Here is a 16,786-nt window from a genome sequence, read left to right as displayed (position 1 = left end):
CATGGACCTCACCCTCGATCAGCTCTCCGTCGTCACCGACGGCAGGAAGCTCCTGCACGACCTCTCCCTGAACGTGAGGGACGGCCGGTGCGTGGGCCTCATCGGCCCCAACGGCAGCGGCAAGTCCACGGCGCTGAGGTGCATCTACCGTGCCCTACGGCCGAGTTCCGGCACCGTGCGCATCGGCGGGGAGGAACTGTCGCGTCTGAGCATGCGGCGAAGCGCCCAAGTGGTCGCCGCCCTCGTTCAGGACGGGGAGGTCGAACTGGACTTCACCGTGGAGGAGGTCGTCGCTCTGGGCCGTACGCCCCACATCCGCGGACACCAGGCGCTCGGCGCCAGGGAGCGGGAGCTGTGCGAGCGGGCCATGGAGCAGCTCGACATCTCTCACCTGGCTCAGCGCGGTGTGCTGACGCTGTCGGGAGGCGAGCGTCAACGCGTTCTCGTGGCCCGTGCGCTCGTCCAGGAGCCGAAGATCCTCGTCCTCGACGAGCCGACCAACCACCTCGACGTACGGCACCAGGTGGAGCTGCTCTCGCTGCTCCGTGGTACCGGCCTGACCACCCTGGTCGTCCTGCACGACCTCAACCTCGCCGCCGCGGCCTGCGACCAGCTCGGTTTGCTCTCCCAAGGACGCCTGGTCGCCTCCGGAACTCCCGAGAAGGTCCTGACGCCGGAAATGGTTCACGACGTCTTCGGCGTCCGCACCACCCTCGTCAGCCACCCGCTGACCGGTGACCCGCAACTGCTGTACTCCCTCACCCCTCCCTCACCGAACGGAAGTGACATGCCATGCCCCTCACCCGGCCACTGAAGCATCCACGGCGACGCGCCGTTGTGGGATCGACCGCGGCTGCCGCTCTCCTGCTCAGCGGTTGCGGCGCCGACGTCGCGACCGACGGGAAGAAGTCCGAGAAGGCCACCGTCAAGAGGTGCGGCGAGCCGGTCGAATACACCGTCCCCGAGCGCGCCGTCGCCTACGAGGGCGGCAGCGCCGACAAACTCTTCAGCCTCGGACTGACGAAGCACGTCCACGGCTACGTCATGCCACCGGCCAACCCTCCCGTGAGCGAGTCGCCGTGGGCATCCGAATACGCCAAGGTCAGGAAACTCAGCGACGACCTCCTCAACAAGGAAGTGGTCGTCGATGCCAAGGCGGACCTCGTCGTGGCCGGCTGGAACTCGGGCTTCAGCGACCAGCGCGGCATCACGCCCGCAATCCTGGACAAGCTCAGGATCCAGAGCTTCATGCACACCGAGAGCTGCTACAACTACCCGAAGCACCCTGAGAAGAAGAAGCCCTTCGAAGCCCTCTACACCGACCTCGAACGGCTCGGGAAGATCTTCAAGGTGGAGGAGAAGGCGAAGAAGGCCGTCGACGGCCTCAGGCAGCGCGAGAAGGCCGTGTCCGCAAAGGCGCCCAAGGGCAGCCCCGTACCGGTCTTCCTCTACGACTCCGGCACGGACCAGCCCTTCACGGCGGGCAACCAGGTTCCGCCCAACGACATCATCGAGAAGGCCGGCGGGAAGAACATCTTCTCCGGTCTCGATGAACGCTGGACACAGGTGAACTGGGAAAGCGTCACGAAGGCCGAGCCCGAGGTCGTCATCATCCTCGACTACGGGGACAAGCCCGCCGAGAAGAAGATCGACTTCCTCAGGAAGTCACCGCAGACAAAGGAGTTGCCGGCCGTGAAGAAGGACAACTTCTTCATCCTCGACTACAACGAGGGAATCAGCGGACCGCGCAACATCGACGGCCTGGAGAAGTTCGGTAAGTACCTGCGGAACCTGGAACGGTGACTTCAACAGGGCCCATCGCCGACGACGGCTCGCAGTGAGTCCGGGGGCGTGGGGCGGGCGGGCCCCGAGCCGATGATGATCACGTTTCGGACGTCGCTCACCCCGCGGCCTCCGGAGCGATCTCGGAGATCAGGCCCTCGATCCGGGTCCTGATCTCATCGCGGATGGGCCGTACGGCCTCGACGCCCTGGCCGGCCGGGTCCTTCAGCGTCCAGTCGAGGTAGCGCTTGCCGGGGAAGACGGGGCAGGCGTCGCCGCAGCCCATGGTGATGCAGACGTCGGATGCCTGAACCGCGTCCACGGTGAGGATCTTCGGGGTCTCGGCGGCGATGTCGATGCCGACCTCGCGCATGGCCTCGACGACAGCGGGGTTGACGGTCTCGGCGGGGGCCGATCCGGCGGAGCGGACCTCCACGCGGTCACCCGCCAGGTGGGAAAGCCATGCGGCGGCCATCTGGGACCGGCCGGCGTTGTGGACGCAGACGAACAGCACGGAAGGCTTCTCGGGCATCGGGGCTCTCTTGTCTCACGACGGTTCGGGTGAGCGTGATATCAGCGCCTGGTGGCGTCAGCCATCACTGATGTGACAGTATCAGTCCATGATGACGTCAGTCGACACTGACCTGATTCGGGTCCTCGCGGACCCGCTCAGGCTTCAGATCGTGAGCCTGCTTGCCCACGAGACCCTCTGCACGACGCACTTGGTCGAGGAGACCGGTGCACGTCAAACCAACCTCTCCAACCACCTGAAGGTGCTGCGCGAGGCGGGCGTCGTGGAAACCGAGCCGTGCGGCCGCTTCACCTACTACAAGCTGCGGCCCGATGTCATCGAGGCGGTGGCCGGCTCGTTCTCGGACCTTGCCGCCGCCGCCCGCGCCACTGCTGCAGCCGACAAGAAGAGGGCCTGTCCGTGACCCGCACCGAACCGACCACTACCTCGACCCCGGAGCATGAGCCCGGGGTCGTCGCCAGCCTGTCCACGCTGGACCGCTTCCTGGCGGTATGGATCCTGCTCGCGATGGCCCTCGGGCTCGGACTCGGCCGTCTGATCCCCGGCCTGAACGGCGCGCTGAGCAAGGTCGAGATCGGCGGCATCTCCCTGCCCATCGCCGTCGGCCTGCTGGTCATGATGTATCCCGTACTGGCCAAGGTCCGCTACGACAAGCTGGACGCGGTCACCGGCGACCGGAAGCTCATGGTCTCCTCGCTGGTCGTCAACTGGGTTCTGGGCCCGGCGGTGATGTTCGCCCTCGCGTGGACCTTCCTGCCGGACCTGCCCGAGTACCGCACCGGCCTGATCATCGTCGGGCTCGCCCGCTGCATCGCGATGGTCATCATCTGGAACGACCTGGCGTGCGGCGACCGCGAAGCCGCCGCCGTCCTCGTCGCCCTCAACTCCGTCTTCCAGGTACTCGCGTTCGGCCTGCTCGGCTGGCTCTACCTGGACCTGCTGCCGGGCTGGCTCGGGCTGGGGAGCGGCGAACAGCTCGACGTCTCCATGTGGAAGATCGCCTGGAACGTCGTCGTCTTCCTCGGCATCCCGCTGCTGGCCGGCTTCCTCACCCGCCGCCTCGGCGAGCGGAGGATGGGCCGCGACGCGTACGAGAACCGCTTCCTGCCGAAGATCGGGCCGTTCGCCCTGTACGGGCTGCTGTTCACCATCGTCATCCTCTTCGCCCTCCAGGGAAAGACGATCACCTCCCAGCCCCTGGACGTCGCCCGCATCGCACTGCCCCTGCTCGCCTACTTCGCGATCATGTGGTTCGGCACCTTCGCCCTCGGCAAGGCCATCGGCATCCCCTACGACCGCACCGCCACCCTCGCGTTCACCGCCGCGGGCAACAACTTCGAACTGGCCATCGCGGTGGCCATCTCCACCTTCGGCGTCACCTCCGGCCAGGCCCTCTCCGGAGTCGTGGGACCGCTGATCGAGGTCCCCGTCCTCGTCGCCCTGGTCTACGTCTCCCTGGCCTGGCGCAGGAAGTTCACGCCGTTCGCACCGGAGCCCGTCGCCCGGTGACCGGGAGCGGAGCGAGCCGCATCCAGGCGGCACAGCAGTGGGTGTGGGCCAACCGCATATCACTGGCGGTGCTGCTGGGAGTGCTGTGGACCGGGGTGATGTTCCTGTTCGTGCGCGACGTGCTGATCTCCGTGATCTGCGGCGCCGCGTTCACCGCAGTGCTGGCCGCCACCCTGCCGAGGCCACCCAAGCCGTGAGCGTGACGACGATCAAGGACGTGGTGGTGGTCGGCGGCGGCCAAGCTGGACTCGCTGCCGGCTACCACCTGCGCCGCAAGGGCGTGGACGTCACCATTCTCGACGCCCAGGACGCTCCGGGCGGAGCCTGGCCGCACATGTGGGAGTCGCTGCATCTGTTCTCCCCTGCCGAACTCTCCTCCCTGCCCGGCCGCCTGATGCCCCCGCAGCCAGGGCAGCCGTACCCGCAGGCTGCGCACGTCGTGGACTACCTGACCGACTACGAGCGGCGCTACGACCTGCCCGTGCACCGGCCGGTGCGAGTCACCGGCGTGCACCGTGACAGGCGCGGGCTGCGGGTGGAGACCGACTCCGGCACCTGGCAGGCCCGCTTCGTGATCAGCGCCACCGGCACGTGGTGGCGTCCCTTCGTTCCCTCCGTGCCCGGCCAGGGATTCTTCGGGGGCCGCCAGATCCACACCGTGGACTACCGCAGTCCCAAGGACTTCAGCGGTCAGCATGTGCTGGTGGTCGGGGGCGGTAATTCCGGTGCGCAGATCGCCGCCGACCTCGCTGCCAGTGACGGTGCCGAGTGCACCTGGGTCACCCGCCGCCCGCCGCGCTATCTGCCCGACGACATCGACGGCCGGGCCCTGTTCGACGCGGCGACCGCCCGAAGGCGCGCGCTGGAAGCGGGACGGGAGGACACCGGCGGAGTTGCCGGTCTCGGCGACATCGTCGCCGTCCCGGCCGTACGTGAGGCACGGGATCGCGGCCTTCTCATCCCGCGCGGCATGTTCGAGCGGCTGGAGCCGGATGGCCCGGTCTGGCCCGACGGTTCACGCCGGCACGCTGATGCCGTCGTCTGGGCGACGGGGTTTCGCCCCGCCCTGGCCCACCTCGCTCCGTTGCAGCTCCGCGACGCAAACGGCCACATCCCCACCGACGGCACCCGAGCCACCGCTGAACCGCGCCTGCATCTGCTCGGCTACGGCGACTGGACGGGCCCTGCTTCCGCGACGCTCATCGGCGTCGGCCGCCCCGCGAGAGACGCGGCGGCGCAGATCTCCCGGCAGCTCAGCCGACCTCGTCAGTGACCGCGCGGGGCGCACATGATCACAGCCATGCCGGCGAGACAGATCAGCGCGCCGGTGACATCCCAGCGGTCAGGGCGGCAGCCGTCGGCGACCATGCCCCAGGCGATCGACCCGGCGGGCCGGGGTCAGCAGCAGGGGCCCGCATGGCGGTTCTCCTCGGCGAGGTCGGTGAACGGGATCGGGCAACAGGAGTTCGTGGCGCACTCGGTCAGGTCGTCGCACCCCGCCTCAACGGCCGTGGCCAGCGCAGTGCGGATCGTGTCGAGATCAGCGATCTTTGCGTCGACCTCGGCGAGCTTGGCTGCCGCACGCTCCTGCAATCCCGCGACCGCTCGGCCGTGGCGGTGTCGCCCGGCTTCCAGCAGCTCGGCGACCTCATCCAGCGTGAAGCCCAAACGCTGAGCGGCCTTGATGATCCGCAGCGTGGTGACCGCCCCGTCGCCGTACAGGCGGTGCCCACCGGGGCTGCGTTCCGGAGCAGGCAGCAGCCCGCGTCGCTCGTAGTAGCGCAGGGTCTGGATGTTCACCCCGGCCGCGTCGGCGACCTGACCGCTGCGAAGCGCAACGCCGCTCACTGCGTGTCCCGAGGTGCCGCCGCCTCCACCGCTCGCGCCGCCATGGCGTGCAGAACTGCCTCGTGCTCCTGGTCCACCGCGATGTCCAGCACGACGGCTGCCGGGGTAACGGCGACGGTGAAGCCGAAGAAGGAGCAACACTCACTCTCACGCGCCGCGAGGTCCCGGGTTCGCTCCTGGCTCTCGGCTCCGGCAGGCAGTTCCAGGCGTAGACGCAGCGGCTCAGGCCACGACGGCGCCGTCACCTGAGTGGCGAACAAGGCATCCCACTCAGCAAGCCGCAGCGGACGATCCTCCGTCGGCAGCGTGCACGACTGCGGTGCCGACTCCGGTACCCGATCCAGCTCTGCCATCGCGCTCACTCCCGTCGTCGCGGCCCCTCACTCCTGGGGCAACTCCGACGGTAAACCTGTACCCGAGTACCGGTTGCAAGACCATCCGCGGGAAGATCTCTGGAGCTGGTTTCGCCGCACTGCCTCACTTCACGGGCTTCCGGCCTTGCCTCAGCCGGGGATGGAGAAGCTGCGCGCCAAGAAGGCCGTCACACTGGGCGCGACGCGGCAGCACACCCACGTGCCACGCCGGCCGGATGTGAGTAGCCCCGCCTCGCGCAGCTTCTTCAAGTGGTGGCTGACAGTGGGCCGGGAAACCCCGACCCGGGCAAAACCCGTTGGCGGACCACGGCGACCATTGCTAGCTTGCCGGCGGCCGTGCGAGAGATCGAGGAGGTGGTGCCCGTGAACGAAGTATCGACATGGGTGCTCCCCTCCGGGGTCACGGTCGGGCGGTAGGTCGTCCGGGAGCGCCGTTCAAGAGCACTCCCGAAAGGCACGACTATGCAGTTCACTTCCGAACAGCGCCTCGACGACGGCGTCCTCGAACGTGAATTCACCCTCGGCGAGATCCCCGGCATTCTGTGGACGCCCGCATCCGCACCGGTGCCGCTGATCCTGCTCGGTCACCCTCCCCTCGGCCTGCGCAAGATGTACCCGCGCCTGGTGGCCCGGGCCCGGCACTCCGCGGCGGAGGGCTTCGCCACGGCCACCATCGAGCTTCCCGGGAGCGGTGACCGGCCCCGTTGGCCCGCCGCCGAGGAGGCCCGCGCCGACCTGCGCCGGGCGATGGAGGCCGGCGAGCCGGTCGGCGACGAGATCGTCGACGCCCTCGTCCTCCCGCTGGTCGAAAGGGCGGTCCCGGAATGGCGGGCCGCCCTGGACGCCCTCCTTTCGCTGCCCGAAATCGGCGGCCCGGTCGGGTACTCGGGAGGGGTGATCTCCATCGGCATCCGGCTTGCGGTGGTCGAGCCGCGCATCGTGGCCGCCGGCTTCTTCGCCGGGAGTCTCGTGCCCCGCGCCATGTTCGAGGAGGCCCGGCAGGTCACCGTTCCTCTGCACGTCCTGCTTCAGTGGGACGACGAAGGGAACGACCGGCAAGCGGCCCTGGACCTGTTCGACGCCTTCGGCTCCGAGGAGAAGTCCCTGTACGCCAACATGGGCGGGCACACCGGCGTCCCGCAGTTCGCGGGAGACGCCGCGGCCCAGTTCTTCACCCGACATCTGAAGTGAGGCCGGGCCGTCGGACCGGGCGCAGACGGTAGCTGATGTCGGCCGGCATGCCGTTCATCGAGGACAGGTCCCGGCCCTCGCAGCTCTCCGCACCGTGGGCCCCTGCTGAACCCTGAGCAGGGGCCCACGGTGCCTGAAGTCATGAACTGTTCGTTTTCTCCAGAGCTTCGCGTATGTCCATGCCTCAGATGAACGCCCGCCCGGAGCCGTACCGCACACCTGCCTTGCGCCGATGTCGCCGAGGCGCTGTACGCAGCGGCTCCATGGGGCACCCTGGTGAGGGTGGAGGGGCACAGCAGATGAGCACTCACCGGAGGAAGAAGGCGGGAGGCGTCGGACGAGCCGGCAGAGCCTTCAACCGCAAAATCCGCCCCCCGTCGCTGAACGGCGGCCGACGGGCAGAGCTCGTCATGTTCGCGCTGGTCGCGCTCACCATGCTGATGGTGGCGGCTTCCGTGGTGCAGCTGTCGTGACGGCCTGCCGGGGCCTGCAGCTGACGTGAAGGCCCGCCCGGGCTCGTGCCGTACGACGCACTCCGGGGGCGCTGACGGGATCACGCTGCCGGAGCGTCAACCTCCTTGCGCCGAGCGGCGGTCGAGGGCCGCCGGCAGCGGCCCGCAGAACGGAGTTCACCGCAGCGCGTCGGGACCGGCGAGCCGTGCCGCCGATCGGCCTGACGGCCGGTTTCAGGTTCTGTGACGCCGGGGACCGTGTGCAGTCACCGCTGCGATTGAGCCCTGCGCCTCGACGGCGCGCGACGCGAAGCCGAGGTGGACCATGGGATGGGCACGTACACGCCGGGCTGCCGTGTCGGCCGCTCTGGCCGGAGTGATCGCCGCCGCCTCGGCGGCCATGTCGCCCGCCGGCGCGGGCACGCGGAGCGACGGCACACCGTCGGTCGGGACGGTGGCCGAGAAGCGTGTCGGCCCGCCCGAGCCCCGGCCGCCCCGTCTGCCGCGGAACTTCCGCGGCAAGGGCAAGTGGATCGTCCGTGACCTGGGCATCACGGTGCCGTTCACGTGGGAGGGGAAGAACGGCGACAGCCAGATGGTCGCGGGCGGCCCCGGGTATCCCATCTGGTTCACGAACCTGATCTACCGCGGCACGCTCTACACGCTGACCTACAAGTGGCCGGGCCTGACCGAGCATCAGTGCTCGAAGATCCCGGGCTTCAGCCTGGAGCTGCTGAACGACAAGCTCGCGACCTCGCGGTTCGTCGGGCGCGAGACTCTGGAGCAGAACCCGCGGCGTCATGTGAACCACTGGCGGGTCGGTGTGGTCGTACCGCAGCTGCCTCCGGGCAAGTTCCTGCGGTTCCCGCTCGCGCTCGGCGACATCTACGTCGACCAGAACAACCGGGGCACGTTCTGGCAGGTTCTGCAGTTCGGACTCCAGAACCTCTACGACCCCGAGCTGGACGAGTGGCTCAAGATGGACACGTTCGAGCACAAGCCCGGAACGGTGACCCTTCCCCGGCGCTGCTCACCGCCCTCCTGACCCGGCCCGCCGGTGGAATCCGCACCCGGCGGGAAAGACCCCGAGGCACCAGCGCCGGGGGGCTCGTCCGGCGCCGGCAGCGGTGCGGCCTCCGGCGCTGCTCAGCTCAGGCGCAGCGCCAGGTAGAAGTCCAGCTTGTCCTCCAGGCGGGACAGGTCGCGCCCCGTGAGCTGCTCTATGCGGCCGATGCGGTAGCGCAGGGTGTTGACGTGCAGGTGGAGCCGGGCGGCGCAGCGCGTCCAGGAGCCGTCGGCCGCCAGGAACGCGGAGAGCGTCGGCAGGAGTTCGGCCCGGTGACGGCGGTCGTACTCGTGCAGCGGTGCCAGCAGCCGCGCCGTGAAGGCGCGGCGGACGTCGTCCGGGACGAAGGGGAGCAGCAGGACGTGCGAGGCGAGTTCCTCGTGCCCCGCGGCGCAGACTCGTCCTTCGCGTGCGGCTGCCACCCGGCGGGCGTGGCGGGCCTCTTCGACAGCTCCGTGCAGCCCCTCGGCGGAGTGCACGGTGGCGCTGACGCCCAGGGTCAGCCGTCCGCCGTGGGCGAGGCCCCGCTCGAGCGGGTCGCGGACCGCGGCGAGGAGGGTCTCCGCGCTGAGGCCCGGGTCGGGCGGCGGGGTCCCCGGGGAAGCGGCCCCTGGTCCGCTTCCGGTGTCCGTGAGCCCCTCGCCGGCACCGGCCCCGGCCCCGGCACCGGCCCCGGCCCCGGCACCGGCCCCGGCACCGGCACCGGCACCGGCACCGGCGACCGACGGGAGCGGGACGAGGGCCACGGCCTCGCCGCCGTGGTGCGTGACGGCGACCCTGTCGGCGGTCTCCGGCTCCGGGCCGGCGCCCGTGGTGCGGGGATCGAGCAGGATCTCCTCCAGCAGCGCCCGGCACCGTGCTCCCAGCGCGGCCTCGGCCGCGTCGGCCCTCGCCCCTGCGGTCCCGTGCTCGTCGGCGGGCCGGCCGGCCGTCTCCTCCAGGCGGGCGACGACGACCTGCCAGTGCGGGGCACTGCCCAGGCCGGGCAGCAGCACCGGCGCCGCGACGCGCAGCCGTGCCGCGATCTCGGCGGGACGGGCCCCGGCGTGCAGGAGTTCCAGCACCTCCATGGCGAGGCGGCGGCGGACCGTGCGACCGGCGTCGCGGCGCTCGCGTTCCACGGCGATCAGCTGGGTGACGCCCTGGACGAGGTCGAGCCGCTCCGTGGGCCATTCGCCCGCGTCGTCCTCGACCGCGAGGAACCACTCGCACAGCGACGGCCCGCCGTGCTCCGCCAGGTGATGCCGGTCCTCGGCCGGGCCCGGTCCCGTGCCGCGCACCGGGAAGAGGGACCAGGCGCGGCCGCCGGCCTCCGCCCGGTACGGCCCGGGCCGGCCACCCCGTACAGCCGCGAGATGCTCACCCGCGAGCCGTGAACGTACGTCCGGAGGCAGCGTGCCGCGGCCTGCCGCCGCCGTACCGCCGCCCGCCACCGCGCGGCCCGTCACGGACAGCACCCATGCGCGCAGGTCCAGATCCGAGCCGAGCAGGTCGAGGACGACGTCGGGTCCCCCTCCTGCCGGGCCCGGCGACATCATGCGGCGGTGCCGGTCCACCACGGCGGCCAGGTCCCCGGCCCGTTCCGTGGAGACCTGCCTCAGCACGTGCTCGGTGACCGTCGCGAAGGCGACGTCCTCGGTGACGGCGAACAGAGGCATCCGGTGACGGGCGCAGGCCTTCACGAGGTCTTCCGGGACCAGGCCCAGCTCGGCCTCGCCCGCCGCGAGCCCGGCCACTCCGGCCGCGGCGAGGATGCGCACGAAGGGTTCGGAGTCCTCCGGGGACCGGAACCAGGCCAGCCCGGTCAGCACGAGTTCGTCGCCGGACAGGTAGCGCCCGGGATCGCGCAGGTCGGTCGTCATGACGCCCCGCACCGTACGGTCCAGCTCGTCCTCCCCGGTGAGGAGGCGCAGCCCGAGCGAGCCGGTCCCCAGGAGTGCACGCAGCCGCATCGTTTTCGCCGCCGTTTCCGTCTCTAGGCCCTGTCTGACAAATCTCGCCTTGCTCGCGACGACTGGCACGCACATCCGCTGCGTTGTCGCATCGACCGAGTAGCCCACTACGAGGGCGATCCTCCGCCTTGCGGCTGCACGCACCATCCGTCGCGAGCACCGCCTGCGGCGGACGACGCCATTTGTCAGACAGGGCCTAGCCGTCGGATGCCGCGAGTGTGCCGCTCACCGGCATTCGTTCGAATCTACAAGAGGGACCCTGCGAGCAGGCAACTGCTTCATGGTTTCGGTGACTGCCCCCGACGGGACATGCATCTGTGTACTGGACCGACATCGCCCGCACGTCACCGACCCGACGGCCGAGCGCGCCCGGAAGCGAATAGAGAAGAGCCCATGGAGTTTCTGCGCCCCGCCAGTTGGCAGGAGGCGCTCGCCGCGAAGGCCGAGCACCCCTCCGCCGTCCCCATCGCCGGCGGCACGGACGTCATGGTCGAGATCAACTTCGACCAGCGCCGTCCCGGCCGGCTGATGGACCTCAACCGCATCCCCGAGCTCCACGAGTGGGAGACCGGAGAGGACAGCGTGCGGCTCGGCGCGGGCGTCCCCTACACGCGGATCATCGAGAACCTGCGCGCCGAGCTGCCGGGCCTGGCCCTGGCCGCCCACACCGTCGGTTCGCCGCAGATCCGCAACCGGGGGAGCGTCGGAGGGAACCTGGGGGCCGCGTCACCGGCGGGCGACTCGCACCCGCCGCTGCTGACGGCGGGCGCGGAGGTCGAGGCGGAGTCCGTACGCGGGTCGCGCCGCATCCCCGTCGAGGAGTTCTTCACCGGCGTCAAGCGGAACGCTCTCGCCGACGACGAGCTCATCAAGTGCGTGCACATCAAGAAGGCCACGGGACCGCAGCAGTTCTCGAAGATCGGCACCCGGAACGCGATGGTTATCGCGGTGTGCGGGTTCTCCGTGGCGCTGCACCCCGAGACCCGCACCGTGCGGGCAGCCGTGGGGTCCGCGGCGCCCACCCCGTTCCGGGCGACGGCGGCGGAGGAGTTCCTCACCGCCGCGCTGGACGAGGAAGGGCTGTGGGAGAGCGACCGGATCGTACCGCCGTCCGTGGCACGGCGGTTCGCCGAACTGTGCTCCGCCGCCTGCAACCCCATCGACGACGTACGCGGCAGCGCCGCCTACCGCAGGCACGCCGTGGGCGTCATGGCCCGGCGCACGCTGACCTGGGTATGGGAGAGCCACCGCACCGGGGGCCGCCGTGCCCGCAACGACGAGGGAGGCACCCGATGCGCGTGACGTTCACCGTCAACGGACGGCGGCACGAGGCCGACGACGTGTGGGAAGGCGAGTCGCTGCTGTACGTCCTGCGCGAGCGCATGGGCCTGCCCGGCTCCAAGAACGCTTGTGAGCAGGGCGAATGCGGTTCCTGCACGGTACGCCTCGACGGTGAGTCCGTGTGCGCGTGCCTGGTGGCGGCAGGGCAGGTCGAGGGGCGCGAGGTCGTCACCGTCGAAGGACTCGCCGGCCTCGCCCGGCAGCGCGGCGAAGTCCCCGCCGGGGAAGCGGCAGCGGACGCCGAACTCTCCCCGGTGCAGAAGGCGTTCGTCGACGCGGGTGCGGTGCAGTGCGGGTTCTGCACACCCGGCCTGCTCGTGGCCGCCGACGAACTCATCGAACGCAACGCCCGTCCGTCCGACGCCGACATCCGCGAAGCCCTCTCGGGGAACCTGTGCCGGTGCACCGGCTACGAGACGATCCTCGACGCCGTGCGGCTGGCGGCGGCTCGTACGGACCAGGCAGCGGGTGCGGGAGCACCGGACTCCGGGCCGGGCGCGGGCACGTCACAGGGAGAGGCGATCTGAGATGGCGGAAGCGACCCGTATCCCCACCACCATCACCCAGGTCTCCCGGGGAACCGCCGCCGGGGGCGGCATCGGCGAGTCCACTCTCCGGCCGGACGGAACGCTGAAGGTCACCGGTGAGTTCGCCTACGCCTCCGACCTGTGGCACGAGGACATGCTGTGGGGCTGCACGCTGCGCAGCCCGTACGCGCACGCCGAGATCCGTTCCGTGGACGTCTCGGAGGCACTGAGGATCCCCGGCGTCCGCAGCGTCATGACGCACGACGACCTGCCCGCCGGCACGCACTACGGGCTGGAGATCCAGGACCAGCCGGTGCTGGCGAAGGACCGGGTCCGCTACCACGGCGAGGCCGTCGCGATCGTCGCGGCCGACCATCCGGAGACCGCTCGCCGTGCGGCGGCGAAGATCCGGGTGGACTACGCCGAACTCCCGCCGGTGTACGACGAGGAGAGCGCCACCCGTGAGGGCGCCCCCGTGCTGCACCCGGGCCGGAGCGACCACCATGCGGGGCACGTCGCGCACCCCAACATCCTGCACAGGCAGCCCATCGTGCGGGGCGACGTGGCGGCGGCGAAGGCCGAGGCGGACGTCGTCGTGCGCAACGACTACGAAGTGGGCATGCAGGACCAGGCGTTCCTCGGCCCGGAGTCGGGTCTCGCCGTACCGGCGGAGGACGGCGGGATCGACCTGTACATCGCCACGCAGTGGCTGCACGTCGACCGTGACCAGTTGGCGCCGGTGCTGGGCCTCCCCCCGGAGAAGGTCCGCCTGACGCTCTCGGGCGTCGGCGGTGCGTTCGGCGCACGCGAGGACCTCTCGATGCAGGCGCACGCGTGTCTGCTGGCGATGGCCACCGGCAGGCCCGTGAAGATCGTCTACAACCGGTACGAGTCCTTCTTCGGGCACGTGCACCGCCACCCCGCCAAGCTCACCTACGAGCACGGAGCCACCCGCGACGGCAAGCTGCTGTACATGACGTGCCGCATCGTGCTCGACGGCGGCGCGTACGCCTCGTCCTCGCCCGCGGTCGTCGGCAACGCCGCCTCGCTCGGCGTGGGTCCCTACGACGTGGAGAACGTCGAGGTCGAGGCGCTCGCCCTCTACACCAACAACCCGCCATGCGGGGCCATGCGCGGTTTCGGCGCCGTACAGGCGTGCTTCGCCTACGAGTCGCAGATGGACGCTCTCGCCGAAGCCCTCGGTATGGACCCCGTGGAGCTGCGGCAGAAGAACGCCATGTCGCAGGGCTCGCTGCTCCCCACGGGCCAGGAGGTCGACTCGCCCGCCCCCGTCGCGGAGATCCTGCGCCGGGTCAAGGAACGGCCGATGCCGCCGCAGAAGCAGTGGGAGAGTTCCGCTGCGGCGGGCGGCACCGGCGGCACCGGTGTCGACGTACGCGCACTGCCGGGCGGACTGTCCAACACCACGCACGGCGAAGGCGTGGTGCGCGGCGTGGGATACGCCGTCGGCATCAAGAACGTCGGCTTCTCCGAGGGCTTCGACGACTACTCCACCGCCCGCGTACGCCTCGAGGTCGTCGGCGGCGAAGCCGTCGCCATGGTGCACACCGCGATGGCCGAGGTCGGCCAGGGCGGCGTCACCGTGCACGCGCAGATCGCCCGCACCGAACTGGGCGTCTCCGGGGTGACCATCCACCCCGCCGACACCCAGGTGGGCTCCGCCGGTTCGACCTCCGCGTCGCGGCAGACGTACATGACCGGCGGTGCCGTGAAGAAGGCGTGCGAGGCCGTACGGGAGCAGGTCCTCCGGCTCGGCCGGGAGAAGTTCGCGGGCAGCCGTCCGGCATGGGCGGAGGGCGTGGAACTCCGGCTGGAGGGCGGCAAGATCGTCACCGCGGGCGGCGAGGCCGTCGCGGCACTCGCCGACGTGCTGGAGGACGAAGCCGTCGAGGACGAGGTCGTCTTCAGGCACCGTCCGACCGAGCCGTTCGACCTCAAGACCGGGCAGGGCTTCGGGCACGTCCAGTACTCGTTCGCCGCGCACCGGGCCGTCGTCGAGGTCGATGTCGAACTCGGGCTGGTCAAGGTCGTCGAACTGGCCTGCGCGCAGGACGTCGGCAAGGCCCTGAACCCCCTCGCGACCGTCGGCCAGATCCAGGGCGGTACCACCCAGGGACTGGGCCTCGCCGTCATGGAGGAGATCCTCGTCGACCCCGGCGGCAAGGTGCGCAACCCCTCCTTCACCGACTATCTGATCCCCACCATCCTCGACACCCCGGCGATCCCGGTGGATGTCCTGGAACTCGCCGACGAGCACGCACCGTACGGGCTGCGTGGAGTCGGAGAGGCGCCGACGCTCTCCTCCACACCGGCAGTCGTCGCCGCCATCCGGAACGCGACGGGACTCGCTCTGCGGCGGGTCCCGGTACGTCCGGAACACCTGACCGGCACGGGAGCGGGCACGGGCGCCTGAGGGCCCCGTGCGAGGGCCCCGGCAAGAGCGCCGGGGTCCTCCAGTACCAACCCCGTCCGGTCACGGTCCCTCCTCGTCTCGGGCCGTCCCCCGGGTCGTGCATTCCCCATGCCCCGACAGCGCGCAGGCGCTCCGGGCTGCACCGACACGCCTTGGGAGAGCGCACATGACCCCGTCCCAGCCCCAGTCCCAGCCGTTCCCGTCCCCGGCCCAGTCCCCGTCCGGGTCGGCTTCCCCGGAGCAGGGGCAGCCGCACGCGGCGGGGGAGACCCCGCCCGTCCCGTCCCCGAAGCGCTCGTGGCCGGACCGGTACTTCCGGATCTCGGAGCGGGGCTCGACCCTCGCCCGCGAAGTGCGCGGCGGCGTCACGACGTTCATGGCGATGGCCTACATCGTCCTGCTCAACCCGGTGATCCTCTCCGTCCCCGACGCGCAGGACGCCACCCTCGACCCCGGCCAGACCGCCACCGCCACGGCCTTCGCCGCCGCAGCGACCACCCTCGTCATGGGCCTGCTCGGCAACGTCCCGCTCGCCCTGGCCGCCGGTCTGAGCGTGTCCGCGGTGCTGGCCTTCCAGGTGGCGCCACAGATGACGTGGCCGAACGCCTTCGGCATGTGCGTCATCTACGGCGCCGTGATCGTCGTGCTCGTCGTCACGGGGCTGCGGCGGCTCATCATGGACGCCATCCCGCAGGCGATGAAGCACGCCATCACGATGGGCATCGGCCTGTTCGTCACCCTCATCGGCTGCGTGCAGGCCGGCTTCGTCACGAGCATGCCGGGGCCCGGCGGCGTCGCCGGTGCCAAGCCGGTGCAGCTCGGCACCCACGACATGCTCACGGGCTGGCCGGTGCTCTGCTTCTCCTTCACCGTGCTGCTCGTCTTCGTCCTCCAGGTACGGCGCGTCCCCGGTGCCATCCTCGTCGGCATCGTCGGTGGCACCGTCGTGGCGGGCCTCGTGCACCACTTCGCAGGGCTGGAGAAGAAGGACTGGGGCGGCCGGAACGCTCCCGAGATCTCCGGAAGCGTCGTGAGCACCCCGGACTTCGGCCTGTTCGGGAAGGTGTCCTTCGACGGCCTCGCCGACGTCGGGGCCGTCACCGTCGGCGTCATCGTCTTCACCCTCGTGCTGGCCGGCTTCTTCGACGCCATCGGCACCGTCATCGGCATCGGGCAGCAGGCCGGGCTCGCCGACGGCGACGGGCGGATGCCCGGCCTGAACAGGGCCCTGGCCATCGACGGCGCGGGCGGCGTCGCCGGGGGCATAGCCGGCGCCTCCGGCCAGACCGTCTTCGTGGAGTCGACGGCCGGGGTCGGCGACGGCGCCCGTACGGGCCTGGCCAGTGTCGTGACGGGTCTCGGCTTCTCCCTCTGCCTGTTCTTCACGCCGCTGGCGCAGGTCATACCGACGCAGGTCGCGGCGGCGGCGCTCGTCGTCATCGGCGCGATGATGATGAGCAACGCCCGGCACGTCGACTGGAGCGAGCCGGCCACCACCGTTCCCGTCTTCCTGACGATGGTGCTGATGCCGTTCACGTACTCCATCACCGCGGGCATCGCCGCAGGCAGCATCTCCTACGTGCTGATCAAGGCCGCGCAGGGAAGGTGGCGCGACCCCGGGCTGTTGATGTGGGTGCTGGCGGGCGTCTTCCTGCTCTACTTCGCGCTCAGCCCGGTCGAAGGCTGGCTGGGCGCGGGGTAGGCCGGCGGGCACCGCTGCCGCCGCCCGACGTAGGCTCACAGGAGCGCCCTGTGAGCGTGTCCCCGAGGAGCCCCCG

At 70.6% G+C, this 16,786-nt stretch carries 17 protein-coding genes and 2 pseudogenes; 13 read left to right on the top strand and 6 right to left on the bottom strand.

From position 1 onward, the window contains the following. The first annotated feature begins 1 nt into the window (after position 1). The gene (locus ACFPA8_RS19640; protein ID WP_386450263.1) at positions 2–814 is read left to right on the top strand and encodes an ABC transporter ATP-binding protein; all 813 of its coding nucleotides are present in this window, start codon (positions 2–4) and stop codon (positions 812–814) included. Next, positions 793–1,803, top strand: coding sequence for an ABC transporter substrate-binding protein (locus ACFPA8_RS19635; protein WP_386450261.1), 1,011 nt, complete (start codon positions 793–795; stop codon positions 1,801–1,803). Before ACFPA8_RS19640 ends, ACFPA8_RS19635 begins: the two co-directional genes overlap by 22 nt. A gap of 97 nt (positions 1,804–1,900) precedes the next feature. Here the strand turns inward: ACFPA8_RS19635 and ACFPA8_RS19630 are convergent, their stop codons facing one another. Further along, the gene (locus ACFPA8_RS19630; RefSeq protein WP_386450259.1) at positions 1,901–2,314 is read right to left on the bottom strand and encodes an arsenate reductase ArsC; all 414 of its coding nucleotides are present in this window, start codon (positions 2,312–2,314) and stop codon (positions 1,901–1,903) included. Between the two features lie 88 nt (positions 2,315–2,402). Between ACFPA8_RS19630 and ACFPA8_RS19625 the strand changes: the two genes are divergently transcribed. Genes ACFPA8_RS19625 through ACFPA8_RS19610 form a run of 4 tightly spaced genes read left to right on the top strand, consistent with a single transcriptional unit; the run spans position 2,403 to position 5,096 of the window. Next, complete coding sequence (locus tag ACFPA8_RS19625; protein ID WP_386450257.1) at positions 2,403–2,717, top strand: ArsR/SmtB family transcription factor; 315 nt, start codon at positions 2,403–2,405, stop codon at positions 2,715–2,717. Continuing rightward, a complete protein-coding gene (arsB, locus tag ACFPA8_RS19620; protein WP_386450256.1) occupies positions 2,714–3,823 on the top strand; it encodes an ACR3 family arsenite efflux transporter in 1,110 nt (369 codons plus the stop codon). Before ACFPA8_RS19625 ends, arsB begins: the two co-directional genes overlap by 4 nt. Then, positions 3,820–4,020 (top strand): hypothetical protein, encoded by a 201-nt coding sequence (locus tag ACFPA8_RS19615; RefSeq protein ID WP_386450254.1) that lies wholly within the window; start codon positions 3,820–3,822, stop codon positions 4,018–4,020. Before arsB ends, ACFPA8_RS19615 begins: the two co-directional genes overlap by 4 nt. Before the next feature lie 2 nt (positions 4,021–4,022). Further along, on the top strand, positions 4,023–5,096 hold the full coding sequence (locus ACFPA8_RS19610) for an ArsO family NAD(P)H-dependent flavin-containing monooxygenase (RefSeq protein WP_386450252.1): 1,074 nt from the start codon (positions 4,023–4,025) through the stop codon (positions 5,094–5,096). On the opposite strand, the pseudogene ACFPA8_RS19605 reads toward ACFPA8_RS19610, so the two are convergent. The 4 genes and pseudogenes from ACFPA8_RS19605 to ACFPA8_RS19590 form a co-directional block, all read right to left on the bottom strand. Then, a pseudogene (locus ACFPA8_RS19605) lies at positions 5,090–5,212 on the bottom strand (YnfA family protein); the annotation flags it as partial. The gene ACFPA8_RS19610 and the pseudogene ACFPA8_RS19605 sit on opposite strands and share 7 nt — an antisense overlap. Positions 5,213–5,221: 9 nt before the next feature. Next, positions 5,222–5,671, bottom strand: a complete 450-nt coding sequence (locus ACFPA8_RS19600) for a MerR family transcriptional regulator (protein WP_386450251.1) — start codon at positions 5,669–5,671, stop codon at positions 5,222–5,224. Further along, positions 5,668–6,024, bottom strand: a complete 357-nt coding sequence (locus ACFPA8_RS19595) for a hypothetical protein (protein WP_386450250.1) — start codon at positions 6,022–6,024, stop codon at positions 5,668–5,670. Before ACFPA8_RS19595 ends, ACFPA8_RS19600 begins: the two co-directional genes overlap by 4 nt. A 150-nt stretch (positions 6,025–6,174) precedes the next feature. Beyond that, positions 6,175–6,327: pseudogene (locus ACFPA8_RS19590) on the bottom strand (ArsR/SmtB family transcription factor); the annotation flags it as partial. Positions 6,328–6,507: 180 nt separating this feature from the next. Between ACFPA8_RS19590 and ACFPA8_RS19585 the strand changes: the two are divergent. From ACFPA8_RS19585 to ACFPA8_RS19575, 3 genes are all read left to right on the top strand, one after another. Further along, positions 6,508–7,236: an alpha/beta fold hydrolase gene (locus ACFPA8_RS19585; RefSeq protein ID WP_386450249.1), complete on the top strand. Its 729-nt coding sequence runs from the start codon at positions 6,508–6,510 to the stop codon at positions 7,234–7,236. 299 nt (positions 7,237–7,535) lie between these two features. Further along, a complete protein-coding gene (locus ACFPA8_RS19580; protein ID WP_386450247.1) occupies positions 7,536–7,709 on the top strand; it encodes a hypothetical protein in 174 nt (57 codons plus the stop codon). A gap of 304 nt (positions 7,710–8,013) precedes the next feature. Further along, complete coding sequence (locus ACFPA8_RS19575) at positions 8,014–8,733, top strand: hypothetical protein (RefSeq protein ID WP_386450245.1); 720 nt, start codon at positions 8,014–8,016, stop codon at positions 8,731–8,733. A gap of 101 nt (positions 8,734–8,834) precedes the next feature. Here the strand turns inward: ACFPA8_RS19575 and ACFPA8_RS19570 are convergent, their stop codons facing one another. After that, entirely contained in the window at positions 8,835–10,706 is a 1,872-nt protein-coding gene (locus ACFPA8_RS19570; RefSeq protein WP_386450243.1) for a PucR family transcriptional regulator, read from the bottom strand. 393 nt (positions 10,707–11,099) lie between these two features. Between ACFPA8_RS19570 and ACFPA8_RS19565 the strand changes: the two genes are divergently transcribed. The 4 genes from ACFPA8_RS19565 to ACFPA8_RS19550 all read left to right on the top strand — a co-directional run bounded on the left by ACFPA8_RS19565 (position 11,100) and on the right by ACFPA8_RS19550 (position 16,710). Further along, a complete protein-coding gene (locus tag ACFPA8_RS19565) occupies positions 11,100–12,008 on the top strand; it encodes an FAD binding domain-containing protein (protein ID WP_386450241.1) in 909 nt (302 codons plus the stop codon). Further along, positions 11,999–12,574, top strand: coding sequence for a (2Fe-2S)-binding protein (locus tag ACFPA8_RS19560; RefSeq protein ID WP_386450239.1), 576 nt, complete (start codon positions 11,999–12,001; stop codon positions 12,572–12,574). Before ACFPA8_RS19565 ends, ACFPA8_RS19560 begins: the two co-directional genes overlap by 10 nt. A 1-nt stretch (position 12,575) precedes the next feature. Then, positions 12,576–15,008, top strand: a complete 2,433-nt coding sequence (gene pucD / locus ACFPA8_RS19555) for a xanthine dehydrogenase subunit D (protein ID WP_386450237.1) — start codon at positions 12,576–12,578, stop codon at positions 15,006–15,008. A gap of 166 nt (positions 15,009–15,174) precedes the next feature. Then, complete coding sequence (locus ACFPA8_RS19550; protein WP_386450235.1) at positions 15,175–16,710, top strand: NCS2 family permease; 1,536 nt, start codon at positions 15,175–15,177, stop codon at positions 16,708–16,710. The last annotated feature ends 76 nt before the right edge of the window (positions 16,711–16,786 follow it).

Source organism: Streptomyces ovatisporus, from assembly GCF_042653885.1.
Classification (GTDB): Bacteria; Actinomycetota; Actinomycetes; order Streptomycetales; family Streptomycetaceae; genus Streptomyces; species Streptomyces ovatisporus.
This window is presented reverse-complemented; position numbering and strand designations above follow the sequence as displayed.